The sequence below is a fragment of the Micromonospora lutea genome (assembly GCF_016863535.1).
Taxonomy (GTDB): domain Bacteria; phylum Actinomycetota; class Actinomycetes; order Mycobacteriales; family Micromonosporaceae; genus Micromonospora; species Micromonospora lutea.
In genome coordinates this window covers 219232-235200 of record NZ_BOPB01000001.1, presented here as the reverse complement: position 1 = coordinate 235200, position 15969 = coordinate 219232, and the positions used below count along the sequence as shown (strand labels likewise).

Sequence of the window (15969 nt, the reverse complement as noted above, 5' to 3'; positions counted from 1 at the left end):
GCGGCGGGAGCCGGTTGGCTCCCGCCGCGAACGCGTACGGTTCATGACGAGCGATGCGTGCCGAAGTCCGGCCGCGTGTCGCCGCGCCAGGGATTCAGTCGAACAGGTTGTACAGCTCCGGCGGAGCCTCAACGACCTGGTCAGCCGAGGGCTTGGTCGCCTCGGTCGCGTTGCCGTAGTCGGAGTACGTCACCTTGATCTCCTGCCCAGCGGCGTGACCTGCCTCGGGCAGTCGGATGACCAGTTCCGTGAGCCGTCCCTGAGCATCGGTCGACGCGGTGAACGGTACGGAGTTCGCCTCCGCGCCGAGAGTGGTGATCAGGTTCGGGTCGAGCGATCCCGCGTCGGCTGCCTTCGACAGGTCGAGGGTGCCGGTGTACGCGCCGTCACCGGTACGGCGGACGTCGGTGACAGCCTCGGTCAACGCCTTACTGCCGGCCGGATCGACCTGATCGAAGTCGAAGCCGAGGGTGCGGTCACCCCGGATGCGGTTCTGGTCGAGGTGGTGGTACTTGCCGAGGTTGAGTCGGTCCACCCCGGGCACACTGGTGGCCGCCTGACCCTTGAGGTCCAGCTTCACCCAGCTGTCCGGCTTCGCGTGGACGAGATCGAGGCTGATCGCCAGGTCGTCGGTCGGCTCGCCGAGGCGCAGCCGAATCTCCGCGCTCTGGCTCGGCTGGTGCACCTGCCCCTCCGCCACCGAGCCGGCACCGGACATGCTGAACCTGAAGTTGCCGTTGCTGATCTCCCGGGTCGAGTCCAGCAGCGCCTGCTTCGCCTCGGTGTCGACCGCGGCTGCGCTACCGCTGGTGGTGACGGACGGTGTGGGGGTCGGCCCAGCGTCACCGGTGGTGGTGCAGGCGGCGACTCCGGGCGTGAAGATGGCGACGGCCACGAGGCCGGCGCTCAGTCGTCGAACGGTCATCGGTGTCTCCCAGCGGGTCATCCGGTGCGTTCTCGCCCCGGAGGCTCTCCCCTGTTCTGTTCCCTGTCGTCCGCTCGGGCAATCACCGGAGCTCCGCCGCATCTCGCGGGTCGGGCCACCGGAACACGGAACGGGGGTGGGCTGAGCCCACCCCCGTCAGTGCTGCCGTACGACCTACTTGAACATCTCGTAGGTCTGCTCGTTCGCCTCGATGACCTGGTCCGCCGGGGGCTTCTGCGCCGGAGTCGCCGAACCGTAGTCACTGTAGGTGATCGTGATGTCCTGCGCCTTCGTCTCACCCGCCGCCGGGATGGACATGACCAGCTCACTCAACCGGCCCTCGGCGTCGAGCTTCGCGGTGAAGGGGATCGACTTGGCCTGGTCGCCCAGCTCCTTGAGCATGTCCTTGTCGGCGGCGACCGAATCCTCCACCGCGGTCAGGTCGAAGGTGCCACGGTAGGTGCCCTCGCCGGTCTTCTCCACCTCGGCGAGGCCCTTGAACATGCCTGCGGCGTCGACCGGGTCGGTGCCCTCCCTGAAGATGTCCAGGTTCTTGGCGTCCTTGGCCTTGGTGGCGTCGAGGTGCTGGTACTTGTCCTTGAACGCCTCCATCCCGGGGATGCCGGCCAACAGGTCGCCCATGTCGACCTTCACCCAGGTGTCCGGCTGGATCTGGATGAGATCGAAGTCCATGGTGAAGTCCTCGTCACCCATGGTCATCGTCATCTGGGCGCTCTTGCTCGGCTTGTGGACCGTGCCCTTGCCCGTCATCGAGTCGGCCTCGATGCTGAACTTGAAGTTGCCCTCGGCCAACCCCTCGGTGGAGGCGACCAGGGCCGCCTTCGGGTCGGCCGGCGTGCCCGACCCGGACGAGGAGGCCGTCGAGGACGACTCCCCGCTGGAGTTGTTGCAGGCGGTGAGGCCGGGAACGAGCAGCGTGGCGGCGATGAGGCCCACGCTCCACCGTCGAATCTTCACAGATTGTCTCTCTTCGAGCTGGTAAAGCCTGGCCGATCGGGACCGGCGAGGCATCGAACCCGGGGAGCGTAGCGGAAAGTACCGACAGACAGGGGGCACCCACTGTCGGCCCGCGCTGACGGCGGCGCGACCCCGCGACGGATCGAGGAGGTTCAGTCCACGGCGGTGGCGAGGGCCCGCAACTCGTTGTCCCGGGCGTCGCCGACGACGATCACCGTCCGCTCCGGCTGGAGCAGCACCAATGCCTGCTCGTTGCCCCGTGCCGTGTACCGCTGCCAGGTGCCGGCGCCGAGATCGGTCTGCCCCTGCGGCCGCCCCTCGGCGGTCAGCTCGGCCGGCAGCAGCCGCTCCGACGGCACGTTGCTCTGCACCAACTGCAGGCCCCGCCCCTCCGGAGTGACATATCCCACCCGCAGGATCGCCCCGTCCTCCGCCGTCCGGTAGGTCGCGCGTACGGCCCGCCACCCGTCGCTCAGGTCGGCGGGCTCGCTCACCGGAAAGGCCCCTGCCGACTTCGCCTGTTCGAAGGCGGGCGTCGGGTCGATCGCGTTCGGCTCGTCGCCGCCGAGAAAACCCCGGTAGAAGGCGAGGAGCAGGGCGATCGGGATCAACAGCACCAGCAGCGAGATCGCCATGTCCCGAGGCGACCGGTCGGATTTCACGGCGGCTGCGGGCGGCGGCACGGGCCCATCGGCGGCTGCCGGCGGCGGCACGGGCCCGTCAGCGGCTGCCGGCGGCGGCACGGGCCCGTCAGCGGCGGCGGACGGTGGCACGGGCTTGTCGGCGGGTGCGCGGTCGGCAGGCTGTGCAGTTTCCACCCAGCCATTCTGGCAGCCGCCCGACCGGCGGTATCCGCCCCATCATCGCCCCGACCCACCCGCGCGTCCGCCATCGTGTGAGGATCAGCAACGAAGCCGGCAGCGCCGGCCCGCCCCGCAACGCCGCGAGGAGGAGCCGTTCCACATGACCACCACCCGGACGCGAATTCCACAGAATCTCGACCGTAACCTCGCCCTCGATCTGGTGAGGGTCACCGAGGCGGCAGCGATGGCCGCTGGCCGGTGGGTCGGTCGAGGCGACAAGGAGGGCGGCGACGGTGCCGCCGTCGACGCCATGCGTAAGCTGATCAACTCGATCCCGATGAAGGGCGTTGTGGTGATCGGCGAGGGCGAGAAGGACAACGCCCCGATGCTCTTCAACGGTGAGGAAGTCGGCGACGGCGAAGGTCCCGAGGTGGACGTCGCGGTCGACCCGATCGACGGCACCACCCTGATGAGCAAGGGGATGCCGAACGCCCTCGCGGTGCTGGCGGTGGCCGAACGGGGTGCCATGTTCGACCCGAGCGCGGTCTTCTACATGGAGAAGCTCGCCGTCGGCCCGGCCTACGCGGACGTGGTGGACATCGAGGCCGGCACGGTCGAGAACCTGCGCCGCATCGCCAGAGCCAAGGGCACCAGCGTCTCCGAGGTCACCGTCTGCGTGCTCGACCGGTCCCGGCACGACGGCCTGGTCGACGAGATCCGTCGCGTCGGAGCCGGCATCCGCTTCATCTCCGACGGCGACATCGCCGGTGCGATCGCCGCCGCACGTGGTGAGTCGGACGTCGACGTGCTGATGGGCATCGGCGGCACCCCGGAGGGGATCACTGCCGCCTGCGCTCTCAAGTGCATGGGCGGCATGATGCAGGCCAAGCTCTGGCCACGCGACGACGCCGAGCGCGAGAAGGCGATCGGCGCCGGCCACGACCTGGACCGGGTCCTCACCACCGACGACCTGGTCACCGGCGACAACTGCTTCTTCGTGGCCACCGGCATCACCTCCGGCGACCTGCTGCGCGGAGTGCGGTACCGGGCCGGCGGGGCGTACACCCAGTCGATCGTGATGCGCTCCAAGAGCGGCACCATCAGGGTGATCGACTCGTACCACCGCTTGGAGAAGCTCGCGCTCTACTCGGCGGTGGACTTCGACGGCCGACCCCTGGACGAACAGGCTTGAACACCCTGACGGCGACCCGACCGCCGGTGGCGGCGGGTCGCCGCCTCGGCGCGGTGGCGTTGGCGACCGTGGCCGGGGTCGCCGTGGCGACGCAGTCGCGGATCAACGGCGAGTTGGGTGTACGCCTCGGTGACGGGCTCGCCGCCGCCGGTGTCTCGTTCGGGTCGGGCCTGCTGCTGCTGATGGTGCTGGTGCCGGCCACCCGTGCCGGGCGACGCGGGCTGGCGACGCTGCGTGCCGCACTCACCCGGAGGACGCTTCGCCCCTGGCAGTGTCTCGGCGGTGCCTGTGGCGCGTTCCTGGTGTTCACTCAGGGCGCTACCGTCGGCACCCTGGGAGTCGCGGTGTTCACGGTGGCGGTCGTGGCGGGCCAGTCCGGCAGCAGTCTGCTCGTCGACCGGGCGGGGGTCGGCCCCGGTGGTCGACGACCGATCACCGGTGCCCGGCTGGCAGGTGCGGTGCTGACCGTGTTCGCGGTGCTGCTGGCGGTCAGCGACCGGTTCCGTGAGCCGGCGACCCTCGGCCTGGCAGTTCTGCCGCTACTGGCTGGGGTGGCGGTGGCCTGGCAGCAGGCGGTGAACGGCTGGGTCCGGGTGGCCAGCGAGAGCACCTTGACCGCCACGTTGGTCAATTTCGTCACCGGTACGGCGGTGCTCCTGGTCGCGTTCGCCGTCAACCTCGCGATACGGGGTCTGCCTGCCGGCGGGCTGCCCACCGACCTCTGGCTCTACCTCGGCGGGCCGATCGGCGTCACCTTCATCGCGGTGGCCGCCGCGGTGGTCCGCCTCACCGGCGTGTTGCTGCTCGGTCTGGCCACCGTCTCCGGGCAGGTGGTCGGTGCGGTACTGCTGGATCTGCTGCTGCCCTCGGCCGCGCCTCCCGACGCCACCACTCTGCTCGGTGCGATGCTGACCCTGGTCGCCGTGGCGGTCGCCGCGCTCGGCGGACGTCTCAGGGCATGGTCATCGGAGACTCGGACCGGTACGGCCCGTCGAGATCTGACCGACGTCGACGGAAGATGATCGCGGCCACGATGCCGCCGAGCAGCCCGAACAGGTGTCCCTGCCAGGAGATCCGTTCGTCGGTCGGCAGGACACCGACCAGTTGGCCGCCATAGAGGAGCCCGACCAGCAGGAACACGGCGAAGTTCCACCAACTCCGCTCGAAGATGCCCCGGGTGAGCAGAATGCCCAGGTAGCCGAAAATCACCCCGCTGGCACCGACCACGATCGTGTTGGGCGAGCCGGTGAACCACACGCCGAGCCCGCTGACCAGGACGATCACCAGGGTGGACCAGAGAAAGCGCCGGGCACCCGCCGCCAGCACGAAGGTGCCGAGCAGGATCAGTGGGATGCTGTTGCTGTAGAGGTGGTCGAAGCCATGGTGCAAAAACGGCGAGAAGAAGACGCCGTCCAGCCCGTCGATGCGCTGCGGGATGATCCCGGCGGCGGCGTCGAACCCGGCACCGAGCCAGACGTCCAGGCCCTCGACCAGGAAGAGCACCGGCACCACCGCGCACATGGCGACGAAGGCTCGGCCGATGGACGCGTAGAAGGCAACGGTGCCGAACCGGTAGGGGTCGCCATTTCCGGGGAGCAGGGTCACCCGTCAACAGCTATCAGCAAACGCGGGCAGCCGCCACTTTTCCCGCACGAGACACAGCGCGGCGGGGTGCGGTGTCCGCACCCCGCCGCCGTGGCTCAGCTCAGTAGTAGCCCTTGTTCTGCGAGTGCGTCCACGCCCCGCAGGGTGTGCTGTAGCGGCCCTTGATGTAGCCCAGCCCCCACTTGATCTGGGTGACCGGGTTGGTCTGCCAGTCGTCACCGACCGAGGACATCTTGCTTCCCGGGTACGCCTGCGGGATGCCGTACGCCCCGGAGGAAGGGTTGCGGGCCTTGTGGTTCCAGCCGCTCTCCTTGTTCCAGAGCTTGTCCAGGCACGGGAACTGATCGATCTTGAAGCCCGCGTCGATCATGAGGGCGCAGCCGACCTTCCGGTTGCCGCTGTACTCCTCGCAGGACTCCGGGATCGGGCCGTCGTACGGCTTCGCGGCCCGGGCCGCAGCCTCCTTGCGGGCCTTCTCCTCGGCCTTCTTGCGAGCTGCCTCCTCGGCCTTGCGGGCCTTCTCGGCGGCGGCCTTGGCCTGCTTCCTGACCTCGGTGGCCTGCTGACGGGCGGTGCGGACCTGGCGGGAAACCGCCTCTTCCTGCCGGTATTCGACGTTGACGTCGATGTCGCTGACGTTGCCGGCCACCTGCGTGGCAGGGCTCGAACGCTGCGACTGGCGGTCCTCGCTCAGGTAGAAACCGCCGGCTACACCCACCGAGAGCAGCGCGACAGCTGCGGTGCGGGCGGCGAACCGGCTCCACGGCCGACTCACGAAGTGATCCCTTCGTCGGGTTCAGGGACGCGGCGTGCAGCGACCGCACGGGGTCGTAGCGCGCCACGGGCGCCCGTGGCCGGCATGCCGGCCACGGTGGACGCACCGCGTCGCATCCTGACGTCGTCCGTTGCTCTGCTGGAGTGACGAACGATCACCAATGATGCTTCGGGTGCGTGGGCGCCCGTGGGACACCATCGCGCACAGTGAGGCTCTTGGGAAACCATGAACCTCGATTGTGACGTGGGTCACGCCGTAAATCAACGTGATACGCCCAAACCGGCTGTCATGTCGGGACGTCCTCCAGAAGGTCAGTCACCATCGCGGCGATAGGTGAACGCTCCGAACGGCTGAGCGTCACGTGCGCGAAGAGCTGATGACCCTTCAACGCCTCGATCACCGCAGTGACCCCGTCGTGCCGTCCGACCCGCAGATTGTCCCGCTGCGCGACGTCATGGGTCAGCACCACCCGGGAGCCCTGGCCAATCCGGGAGAGCACGGTCAGCAGCACCCCGCGCTCCAGCGACTGCGCCTCGTCGACGATGACGAACGCGTCATGCAGGCTGCGACCCCGGATGTGGGTCAGTGGCAACACCTCCAGCAGACCGCGCGAGGTGACCTCCTCCAGCACGTTCTCGTGCACCACCGCGCCGAGCGTGTCGAAGACCGCCTGTGCCCAGGGCGACATCTTTTCCGACTCCGAGCCGGGCAGGTAACCCAGTTCCTGCCCGCCGACGGCGTACAGCGGACGGAAGACGATCACCTTCTTGTGCCGGCGACGTTCCATCACCGCCTCCAACCCCGCGCACAACGCCAGGGCGGACTTGCCGGTGCCGGCCCGGCCACCGAGCGAGACGATGCCGATCGACTCGTCGAGCAGCAGGTCGAGCGCGATCCGCTGCTCGGCCGAACGCCCGTGCACGCCGAACGCCTCCCGGTCGCCACGGACCAGCCGCACCGTCTTGTCCGGCAGCACCCGTCCGAGCGCCGAGCCCCGGGAGGAGTGCAGCACCAAGCCGGTGTGGCAGGGCAGGCCCGCCGCCGCGTCCACGTCGATGACCTCTCCCGCGTAGAGCCGCGCGATGTCCTCCTCCACGAGCTCCAACTCGGCCATCCCCGTCCAGGTCGGGTCGCTGGCCTGGCCGTGCCGGTATTCGTCCGCGCGCAGCCCCACGGAGGCGGCCTTGACCCGCAACGGCATGTCCTTGCTGACCAGCGTCACCTCCCGCCCTTCGGCGGCGAGGTTCAACGCGACGGAGAGGATCCGGGCGTCATTGGACTCGTTGCGGAAGCCCGGCGGCAGTACCCCGTCATCGGTGTGGTTCAGCTCCACGCGCAGCGTGCCGCCGACATCGTTGGCCGGCACGGGCCGGTCCAGCCGACCGTGGCGCACCCGCAGCTCGTCCAGCATGCGTAGCGACTGGCGGGCGAACCAGCCCAGCTCCGGGTGATGCCGCTTGCCCTCCAACTCGGAAATCACCACCAACGGAAGCACCACCTCATGCTCGGCGAAGCGGTGGAACGCCGCCGGGTCGCTGAGTAGCACGGAGGTGTCCAGAACGAAGGACTGGCCCGCTGGTCCGGGCTCCCTGAGATCGGCCGAACCGGCGTCCGCCGTACGGCGGCTCCGGGTGCTGCGGCGGGTCGTGGTAGTCGCGGCCGGGCCCTGGTCGGCACCGGCGGCAGTACGGCGAGTCGTCACAGGCCTGCTCCGGCGGATGGGCACCCGGCCACCCGCGGTCCGCCTCCTCCGGATGCCCGGCTGACACGGGGTCGGATGCGGGCCCCGTGCGCGAGGTCGCAGGCCGGGCGGGCCGGCTGGCTCGGGACAACCCCGCGCCATGCCTAGACGCTAGCTCCCCGTACCCATCCCGGCTAGGGCGCGTGTGAAAGTCCTCGGTCGAGTCAGTCGAGCCCAGGCGGCGGCCGGCAGGGCGGAGTCGGGCCTGGAGAGAGACGAACCGGCCGGGATGCATGCCCCCTGCGCGCATCCCGGCCGGTGGGACCACCGCCACCGGTCTGACGTGGCCCCGGCGGCGCCGCCCGGAACGGGCGTACGCGCCGCGCCTGTGGACGGGCCGGAGCCCGTCGACCGGTTCAGCCGGTCCGTCGGACGAGGGTGCCGGTCGGGTGCCGCCCGGTGACCGGGGCGGCCGGCTCCGCGAAGGACGATCCGGTGTACGTGGTGCCCGGGCGGGCCACGGAACCCTTTTCGATCTCCCCCGGCGGTCCGTCGGACCGCAGTGCCGGAGGTGGTGCACACGCGCCGCGTGGCTGAAGGGGGTTCACCGTGGCCGAGACTCGGGTGGAAGGTGACGACGGTGCCGCGACGGCGAGTGCGGAGGCGATGGCCGCCTGGGCGTCCCGGCGACGCCGGTTCCACGCGCCACGGTCCCCGTCGAAGTAGCCCTGCCGGTAGCCGAAGCGGTAACCGATCCGGTAACTGAGCTGCCCGTGCAGCCGCCCGGCGGCGTAGCTCGTCGCGGCGAGCACGAGCACCAGGAAGATCGCCAGGAACGGACTCATCCGGCGGCTCCGGTTGCCCGCGCGGCCATCATCGGTCCTCCGGTTCGATCGTGGTCGGGTCGGCCACCAGCAGCCGGTCGAGGTCGTCGGTGCCGATCTCCTCCACCAGTTCGACGCTGATCCGGCAGCCGTCCATCACCACCTCGGCCATCGAAGCGCGGCGGATCTCGCCACCGGCGTCGTAGACCCGCACGCTCAGTTCCGGGCAGCCGAGGTGGGTCCGCCAGGCGTTCCACTCGGCACGGTCACCCACGCTGAGCGAAAGGTAGCGGCAGCCTCGGGCGAGATAGAGGCGCCACGGCGCACTCAGTCCGGCGGCAACCCCCTCGGCCACCAGGCTGAACGCCTGAGCACGGGTTGCGAGTTCGGTCACCGCATCCCCCTCGCACCGGGCGCGTGACGCAGGTGAGCACTGGTCGTCTCATGCACGTGACACACCGTAGGTTGTCCCATGAACGTGACAGTATCAGCTTTTCGTTCGTTTGCATCCGCACCTACGCACATCTATCCTTCGCAGGTGGCACCCCTCAGGAAGAGCGCCGGACCCCCCTCCGGCCAGACCGCAACGACGTCACGTAAGCGTGACAGACGCGTGGCAGGCACCGTCCCCCAGACTCAACGGTCGTACGGTCACGAGGTGACCGAGACGACCAGCGCGCGGAAGATCGCCTTCGCCACCTTCGTCCGGCGCGCCCTCGACGAGGCTCGCGCGACCCGGGCGTGGAGCGGCACCGAGGTCTCCCGGCGCACCGGCGTCTCGCGGCAGACCATCAACCGGTGGGTACGCGGCGACTGGGCCAGCGATCCGGAAGCAGAGCGGGTGGTGGCCTTCTGCGAGGGTCTCGGGCTCGATCCGACCGTGGCCTTCGCGGCCCTGGGCTGGGACCGGACGGCCTCCCGCCGGACCTCGCCGCCACCACCGCCGATGGACCCCGACGTCGAGGCATTGCTCCGCCGTCTGGTCGACCCTGCGGTATCGGACGCGGAGAAGTTCCACATCCGAGAAACCATTCGTTACCTCGCATATCGCCCGACCTTGCCGCTCGGTGTCCGGAAACGAGGGGAAGCAGCCAGCTAGTTCCTCAGATGGCGAAAGAACGGCAGGGCAGCCTCATTCGTTTCGCTACGGGGCGGGACCGGGCGCGCTAGCGTCCGTGTTTGTACTGCTTGGGCTCGTCGTCGGCGGGGGGACGGGACAAGGCCGAACCCAGCCCTGCGGGACAGAAGGGGGTCTCTCCATGACCCTGAAATGGTTGGCAGTCGTGGTCGCGACGGTCTCGGTGACGCTCTGCGTCACCGGCAACGCGGTGACCCTGACCCTGAACGGCGGGCAGCTTCCACTGCTCGTCAACCTCTTCGCGCTCGCCACCGCCGGCACCGCGATCGTCCTGGCCGTCGTCGCCGAACTGCACGACCGGCTCAACGATCGGCTCACCGCGCTCACCGAGTTCCTGGTGGAGCGGCTGCGGGACATCGAGGCGCACACCGGCGACCGGAACTCCGGCTTCGTGGAGGGCTACCTGCTCAGTCACGGCCAAGAGGCGGCCGTGGTGCCGTTCGGACGCCGGGGACGTGGAGCCGCCGAACGCTGAATCACACCCGTCCCGCACCCGGATCCACGGCAGGATTGACCGGCCGAACCCGGGGTACGCTGTCGCGCGTGCCGCCGTTGAATCTGGGCAACCAGCAGCCGAAGACCCCGTTGAACGCCGACCAGGCCTGGCGGGCAACCGCCGACCGGGCCGCCGAGACCGTCCTCTTCTTCGACTTCGACGGCACCCTCGCGCCGGTCGCCGACGACCCGACACAGGTACAGCCCGCGCCGAAGGTGCTGGCCGCCATCGAGGCACTCGCCCCCATCGTGCGGCGCATCGCCATCGTCTCGGCCCGACCGGTGCAGTTCCTGCGCGAGCATTTCGACGGACTCGCCGGCGTCGACCTGTACGGTCTCTACGGGCTGGAACACAGCCACTCCGGCGGCGACACGGTCACCGAGCCGGCCGCCCTGCCGTGGGTGCCCACGATGGCCGAACTCGCCGAACTCGCCCGCACCGAACTGCCACCCGGCACCCTCGTGGAGTACAAGCGGCTGTCGGTCGCCCTGCACTGGCGTACCACGCCGCAACTCGCCGCCACCGTCGAGCAGTGGGGTCGCGATCAGGCCGAGCGCCTCGGTCTGCGGGTGCAGATCGGCCGGATGGTCCTGGAAATCAAGCCGCCCGTCGACCGGGACAAGGGCATGGTGATCGACGAGCTGGTGCAGGGGGTACGCGCAGCCTGGTACTTCGGTGACGACGTCTCCGACATCAAGGCTTTCGCGGCGCTGCGGGCCCGTGCCGCCGAGGACCCGGACTTCCTCGGCGTCTGCGTCGCCGTCGCCAACCCGGAGACCGGCGACGACGTCGCCGAGGCCGCGGACCTCACCATCGACTCCCCGGCCGACCTGGGCGACTTCCTCACCGAGGCCATCCACCGCCTCGGCTGAGGCTGACCCCCGTCCGGCGCCGCGTCGGGTCTCAGACTCCGTAGCGGCGCTGGCGGGTGGCGTAGGAGCGCAGCGCGCGGAGAAAGTCGACGCGCCGGAAATCAGGCCAGTTCAGCTCGCAGAAGTAGAACTCCGAGTGTGCCGACTGCCAGAGCATGAAGCCGGACAGGCGCTGCTCGCCGCTGGTCCGGATGATCAGATCCGGATCAGGCAGGCCACGGGTGTACAGATGCTCGGAGATGTCGTCGACGTCGAGCGATCCGGCCAGTTCCTCCAGGGTCCCACCGTTCGCCGCGTGCTCCAGCAGCAACGAGCGCACCGCGTCGGCGATCTCCCGCCGGCCGCCGTACCCGACAGCGATGTTGACCTGAGCGCTGCCGGCGCGGTCCCGGGTCCGTTCCTCGGCGGCCTTGAGCGCCGTCGCGAGGCGCGTCGGCAACACGTCGAGCGCGCCGACCATCCGCAGCCGCCAGGGATTGGCCTCCGCGGCCAACTCGGTGGTGAGATCCTCGATGATCTGGAGCAGCGGATCCAGCTCCGCCGCCGGGCGCGAGAGGTTGTCGGTGGAGAGCAGCCACAGCGTCACGTGTCCGACGCCTGCGGCGTCACACCAGCGCAGCAGTTCCTTGATCCGCTCGGCACCCATCCGGTGTCCGTCGTTCGGATCGACGAAACCCATCTCCCGTGCCCATCTGCGGTTGCCGTCGCACATCACCCCCACGTGACGGGGCACCGGACGGCCCGCGAGCTTGGCCGTGAGCCGCCGCTCGTAGAGGGAGTAGAGAAGTTTCCGCAGAGTCATCACCTAGCAGGGTAGCGAGCCGTCGTACGGGTCAGTGTGCCGGTGGCCGATGCCGCACCGACAGGCCGAGAGCGATCCGACCGAGCGTCCGGCTGTCCAGCAGACCATCGCCCAGTCCCAGGTCGGCCACCCTGCCGAAGACGCGTACGTCACGATCGGCTGCCCGTACCACCGCGTCCACCATCCACCGCCGTCGGGCCAGCCAGGCCGCCGCCGAGCTGTGCCGCAGGTGGGTGCCGAGCCGGCTGCGCAACTCGTCCGCGTACCGTCGGGCGGCGTGCTCCGGCGCACCGACCGCGCTCTGCCCGGCCAACGCCCCGGAGCGCAATGCGTAGAAAATTCCCTCGCCGGTCAGCGGATTTATCAACGAGAGCGCGTCACCGGCGAGCACCACCCGGCCCCGCCCCGACACCGGCCTGAACGTCGACAGTGGCAGATGATGGGCACGCAGCGAGCTGACCTCCGCCGGATCCGTGCCCGGCAGCAGCGCGGCCAGCCGGTCGAGCAGGTGGGCACGGGTCAGGGACTCGCCCCGCAGCACCTCCCCGTACCCGACGTTCGCGCGGCCGTCACCGATCGGGAACGACCAGGCGTACGCGGGCCAGCGGGCCCCCGAGGTGACGATGAGCTGGGCGGGCGGTCCGGGCGGCGCGGGTGCGTACCCCCGGATGGCCAGGGCCAGGTGCCGGTCTGGGTTGTTCGGCTCGCCCAGCGCCCGGCGCACCACGGACCCCGCGCCGTCGGCACCCACCACCACCCCGGCGGAGATCTCCCCGTCCAGCACGACCCGGTCGGCGCGCACCTCGACCCGGCGCACCGCCCGCCGGCACAGCGGCACGCCGTCCCGGACCGCCGCCGCCACCAACCGCGCGTCGAACACCTGCCGTGGCACCGTGTACGCGGGCCGAGGCAACGCCCGCGCCACGGCACCGCCGTCCGGCGCCACCAACCGCAGCGCCGGCACCGGCGAGAAGCCGGCCACCGCGTCGCGCACACCCAGTTCGGCGAGGACGTCCAACGCGTGCGCGGCGATGCCGTCACCACAGGCCTTGTCCCGGGGAAACTCGGCCCGGTCCACCAGCAACACCTCGGCACCCGCGTGACGAGCCGCCAGGGCGGCAGCCACCCCCGCCGGCCCCGCTCCGACCACCACCACGTCGAACTCGTCGCGCACAGCCCCTCCTTCCGTCCGCCGTCCCGCTGCTCCGCCGGTCCCGCTGCTCCCCGTCCCGCCTCGCCTGCCCGCCTCGCCTGCGCGGAACTCTCTGCTCCGCCGCCTTTGCTCTGCTTCACCCCACGCACTGCGATCGTCCCGGATCCAGCGCGCCCGTTGAAGCAGAGCAAGGAGTTCGGCCCTGAAACGTCGACCAGCTCCCCCAGGCTGGCCAAGATCCGAACAACTTCCCTGATGTTGCTGTCTCCGGGGCGGCTGAGGCAGCAACATCCCGGAAGTTGTACGGATCTTGGGGCGCGGAGCGCGGGGGGGGTCCCTATGGGTTGTGTCAAGCGGCGAGGCGGGGTTCGTCCGCCGGTTTGGGCTGGTATGGCCGTTGGGTGCGCAGCATGGCGTGGAGGACGTCGACGCGGCGGCGGGCGAGGCAGATGAGGGCGGCGTTGTGCTTCTTGCCCTCAGCGCGTTTGCGGTCGTAGTAGGCGCGGCTGAGCGGGTCGGCGAGCGCGGCGAACGCGGACAGGAAGAACGCGCGTTTCAGCTGCTTGTTGCCGCCCTTTGGTGGGTGCTCGCCACGGATGCTGGTGCCGGAGCGGCGGGTGACCGGGGCCAGGCCGGCGTAGGCGGCCAGGTGGCCGGAGGTGGGGAACGAGCTGCCGTCGCCGACTTCGAGCAGGATGCGGGCTGCGGTCCTGACGCCGATGCCGGGCATCGAGGTCAGGACCGAGGCAAGAGGGTGCGCATCAAGCATCCCCTCGACCTGTTCGGCGACCTGGTCGCGTTGGCGCAGCAGGTCACGCAGGCTGTCGGCGAGTCGGGGAAGGACGGTCTCGGCGGCGGTGGTGCCGGGGACCACGACGGTCTGCGCGTCGAGAGCGGTGAAGATCTGTTCAACCAGGCGGGTGCCCATGCGTGGCGCACGGGCCTTGACGATCTCGGTGAGTTTCGCCCGGCCGGCCTTGCGGAGTCCGGTGGGTCCGCCGCACCGCGAGATGGCTTCCAGGACGGCGGGGTGCTGCAGTTTCGGGCCGAGGACGCGTTCCAGGGGTGGGTGGATCTGGGTGAGCAGGCCCCGGATGCGGTTGCCCACGCGGGTGACCTCACCGGCGAGGTCGTCGTCGTAGCCGACCATCACCTCCAGCTCCGCGAGGGCCTCGTCGCCGGTGTCGACCCGACGCAGTGTGTGGGGCAGGGTGCGGGCGGCGTCGGCGATGACGTACGCGTCGCGGGCATCGGTCTTCGCGGTGCCGGGGTGCAGGTCGGCCAGCCGGCGCATGACCAGACCGGGCAGGTAGGCCACCTGGTGGCCGCAGGCGCGGGCGACCGCGACGGGTAGCGCGCCGATCGAGGCGGGCTGGTCGACCACGGCCAGGATCCGGCCGTGCCGGCCCAGCTTGTCGAACAGTTTCCGCAGCCCGGCCTCGGTGTTGGGCAGCGTCGCGTCGTGCAGCCGCCTGCCGTCGCGGTTCAACGCGACCGCGTGGTGTCCTTCCTTGCCGACGTCGAGTCCGATGAAGACGCCGAACCCGTCGTGCACAGCCTGCCCTCCTCACCGCTTGGCCTGGCTCGGCCGCTGGTCACAGCGTCGGACTGCCGGCATCCACGTTACGGAGAGACCTACCCCGGACCGGGGTGGCCGGGTCCCTATCAGCGGTCCGCCGACGCCACCCGGCCCGGCGACAACACCCCCCGGATCATGCATACGACAGGGGCAGTCAGCCATACCGAGCCGGGCGACCGAGCAGTCCCCGGCTGGGGACGATCAAAAAGGTAACGGGGATGGGGACTGGCGGGGATGGGGTGAGGCTGAGGTGGGGTGGGGTCAGGCAGGTGGGGCGGTGGGGGGTGGGGGGTGGGGTGGGGTCGGGTGGGCGGCGCGGCGGATGCCGTAGATGGTGAGTGCGGCGGCGACGACAAGTGGCGCGCCGTCGCGTACCAGGCCGTCGACGCCGAGCAGCCACCAGCAGAGTGGCAGGTCGACGGCGAGCACGGCGACCGTGACCACGATGAGCAGTGTGCCGGCCCAGCGCCGACCGCGCATGAGGAACGCCGTGCAGAACAGCACCAGGTAGCTGGTCGCGATGCCGGCACCCAGCCAGAGCAGCACGGCGGGTACGGCGAGCAACCGCCCGTCCAGGATCGAGGCGGTGGCGACCAGAGCCGGCACCAGCATCAGCGGGCTGTACGTGAACGCCGCGACCCGACTGGTCAACAGCCAGGCGCTCGCTTCCGGCCGGCGGGGCGGCGTTTCCCGCCAGGAGATGCCGGTCCGGTCGATCACCAGCCGGGATCGGTGCCGCACCAGGTGCCCGGCGAGCGCCGGCGACCGGTACAACAGCCAGACCACGGTCGCGCAGAGCGCGGTGAGCAGGGCGAAGCCGAGCAGACCGGGCAACGGCGGTACGCCCTGGCGGGGCACGATCAGCCGACCGACCGCGAAGACCGTGGTGACGGCGAGGATCAGGCCGAACGGGCGGGCCACCGTACGGCCGCGACGCACATGCCCGATGAGCAGCAGGAAGCCGAACGAGCGCAGCATCGCCCAGCCGGTGCGCACGGCGAGCCCGAACCCCTGCTCCGGCGCGTACCACCAGTTGAGCACCTCAACCACGACGGTGGCTGCGGCCGTCACGGCCAACAGCGCGGTCAGGGTCCGGACGGCGGACGGCCGCCGGACCTCGGTCTCGGCGGCCGTCCTCATGGGATC

General features: G+C 70.3%; 17 protein-coding genes. 5 read left to right on the top strand and 12 right to left on the bottom strand.

Annotation, left to right across the window (positions count from 1 at the left end):
* Positions 1-94 precede the first annotated feature (94 nt).
* The 3 genes from Vlu01_RS01120 to Vlu01_RS01110 all read right to left on the bottom strand — a co-directional run bounded on the left by Vlu01_RS01120 (position 95) and on the right by Vlu01_RS01110 (position 2721).
* Positions 95-925: a LamG domain-containing protein gene (locus Vlu01_RS01120; protein ID WP_203991227.1), complete on the bottom strand. Its 831-nt coding sequence runs from the start codon at positions 923-925 to the stop codon at positions 95-97.
* A gap of 174 nt (positions 926-1099) precedes the next feature.
* Positions 1100-1903: a hypothetical protein gene (locus Vlu01_RS01115; RefSeq protein WP_239095617.1), complete on the bottom strand. Its 804-nt coding sequence runs from the start codon at positions 1901-1903 to the stop codon at positions 1100-1102.
* Between the two features lie 152 nt (positions 1904-2055).
* Positions 2056-2721, bottom strand: a complete 666-nt coding sequence (locus Vlu01_RS01110; protein WP_203991224.1) for a DUF4245 domain-containing protein — start codon at positions 2719-2721, stop codon at positions 2056-2058.
* A 145-nt stretch (positions 2722-2866) separates the two neighbouring features.
* Between Vlu01_RS01110 and glpX the strand changes: the two genes are divergently transcribed.
* Positions 2867-3898: a class II fructose-bisphosphatase gene (gene glpX / locus Vlu01_RS01105; protein ID WP_203991221.1), complete on the top strand. Its 1032-nt coding sequence runs from the start codon at positions 2867-2869 to the stop codon at positions 3896-3898.
* Positions 3899-3903: 5 nt separating this feature from the next.
* Positions 3904-4920: a DMT family transporter gene (locus Vlu01_RS01100; protein ID WP_239095627.1), complete on the top strand. Its 1017-nt coding sequence runs from the start codon at positions 3904-3906 to the stop codon at positions 4918-4920.
* Here the strand turns inward: Vlu01_RS01100 and Vlu01_RS01095 are convergent.
* From Vlu01_RS01095 to Vlu01_RS01075, 5 genes are all read right to left on the bottom strand, one after another.
* Complete coding sequence (locus tag Vlu01_RS01095) at positions 4850-5503, bottom strand: rhomboid family intramembrane serine protease (protein WP_203991217.1); 654 nt, start codon at positions 5501-5503, stop codon at positions 4850-4852. The genes Vlu01_RS01100 and Vlu01_RS01095 overlap by 71 nt on opposite strands.
* A 100-nt stretch (positions 5504-5603) precedes the next feature.
* The gene (locus tag Vlu01_RS01090; protein ID WP_203991200.1) at positions 5604-6278 is read right to left on the bottom strand and encodes an aggregation-promoting factor C-terminal-like domain-containing protein; all 675 of its coding nucleotides are present in this window, start codon (positions 6276-6278) and stop codon (positions 5604-5606) included.
* A 286-nt stretch (positions 6279-6564) separates the two neighbouring features.
* On the bottom strand, positions 6565-7980 hold the full coding sequence (gene phoH2 / locus Vlu01_RS01085) for an RNA 5'-3' helicase PhoH2 (RefSeq protein ID WP_203991197.1): 1416 nt from the start codon (positions 7978-7980) through the stop codon (positions 6565-6567).
* Positions 7981-8375: 395 nt separating this feature from the next.
* The gene (locus tag Vlu01_RS01080; protein WP_203991192.1) at positions 8376-8804 is read right to left on the bottom strand and encodes a hypothetical protein; all 429 of its coding nucleotides are present in this window, start codon (positions 8802-8804) and stop codon (positions 8376-8378) included.
* Positions 8805-8832: 28 nt separating this feature from the next.
* The gene (locus Vlu01_RS01075) at positions 8833-9177 is read right to left on the bottom strand and encodes a hypothetical protein (protein WP_203991189.1); all 345 of its coding nucleotides are present in this window, start codon (positions 9175-9177) and stop codon (positions 8833-8835) included.
* Positions 9178-9441: 264 nt separating this feature from the next.
* On the opposite strand from Vlu01_RS01075, the gene Vlu01_RS01070 reads away from it, so the two are divergent.
* The 3 genes from Vlu01_RS01070 (at position 9442) to otsB (ending at position 11289) form a co-directional block, all read left to right on the top strand.
* Positions 9442-9882: a helix-turn-helix domain-containing protein gene (locus tag Vlu01_RS01070; RefSeq protein WP_203991186.1), complete on the top strand. Its 441-nt coding sequence runs from the start codon at positions 9442-9444 to the stop codon at positions 9880-9882.
* A gap of 160 nt (positions 9883-10042) precedes the next feature.
* A complete protein-coding gene (locus tag Vlu01_RS01065; RefSeq protein WP_203991183.1) occupies positions 10043-10396 on the top strand; it encodes a hypothetical protein in 354 nt (117 codons plus the stop codon).
* A gap of 68 nt (positions 10397-10464) precedes the next feature.
* A complete protein-coding gene (gene otsB / locus Vlu01_RS01060) occupies positions 10465-11289 on the top strand; it encodes a trehalose-phosphatase (protein WP_203991179.1) in 825 nt (274 codons plus the stop codon).
* 31 nt (positions 11290-11320) lie between these two features.
* Here otsB and Vlu01_RS01055 read toward each other — a convergent pair whose 3' ends face one another.
* The 4 genes from Vlu01_RS01055 to Vlu01_RS01040 all read right to left on the bottom strand — a co-directional run bounded on the left by Vlu01_RS01055 (position 11321) and on the right by Vlu01_RS01040 (position 15963).
* Positions 11321-12091 (bottom strand): isoprenyl transferase, encoded by a 771-nt coding sequence (locus Vlu01_RS01055; RefSeq protein WP_203991165.1) that lies wholly within the window; start codon positions 12089-12091, stop codon positions 11321-11323.
* A gap of 31 nt (positions 12092-12122) precedes the next feature.
* On the bottom strand, positions 12123-13265 hold the full coding sequence (locus tag Vlu01_RS01050; RefSeq protein WP_239095616.1) for an NAD(P)/FAD-dependent oxidoreductase: 1143 nt from the start codon (positions 13263-13265) through the stop codon (positions 12123-12125).
* Positions 13266-13593: 328 nt separating this feature from the next.
* Entirely contained in the window at positions 13594-14799 is a 1206-nt protein-coding gene (locus tag Vlu01_RS01045; RefSeq protein ID WP_203991159.1) for an IS110 family RNA-guided transposase, read from the bottom strand.
* 285 nt (positions 14800-15084) lie between these two features.
* Entirely contained in the window at positions 15085-15963 is an 879-nt protein-coding gene (locus tag Vlu01_RS01040) for a hypothetical protein (protein ID WP_203991156.1), read from the bottom strand.
* Between the last annotated feature and the right edge of the window lie 6 nt (positions 15964-15969).

Excerpts from the sequence above, each read along its gene's own strand:
- Vlu01_RS01120 (WP_203991227.1), bottom strand. The coding sequence starts at position 925 with ATGACCGTTCGACGACTGAGCGCCGGCCTCGTGGCCGTCGCCATCTTC.
- glpX (WP_203991221.1), top strand. The coding sequence starts at position 2,867 with ATGACCACCACCCGGACGCGAATTCCACAGAATCTCGACCGTAACCTC.
- Vlu01_RS01080 (WP_203991192.1), bottom strand. The coding sequence starts at position 8,804 with ATGAGTCCGTTCCTGGCGATCTTCCTGGTGCTCGTGCTCGCCGCGACG.
- Vlu01_RS01065 (WP_203991183.1), top strand. The coding sequence starts at position 10,043 with ATGACCCTGAAATGGTTGGCAGTCGTGGTCGCGACGGTCTCGGTGACG.
- Vlu01_RS01055 (WP_203991165.1), bottom strand. The coding sequence starts at position 12,091 with ATGACTCTGCGGAAACTTCTCTACTCCCTCTACGAGCGGCGGCTCACG.
- Vlu01_RS01040 (WP_203991156.1), bottom strand. The coding sequence starts at position 15,963 with ATGAGGACGGCCGCCGAGACCGAGGTCCGGCGGCCGTCCGCCGTCCGG.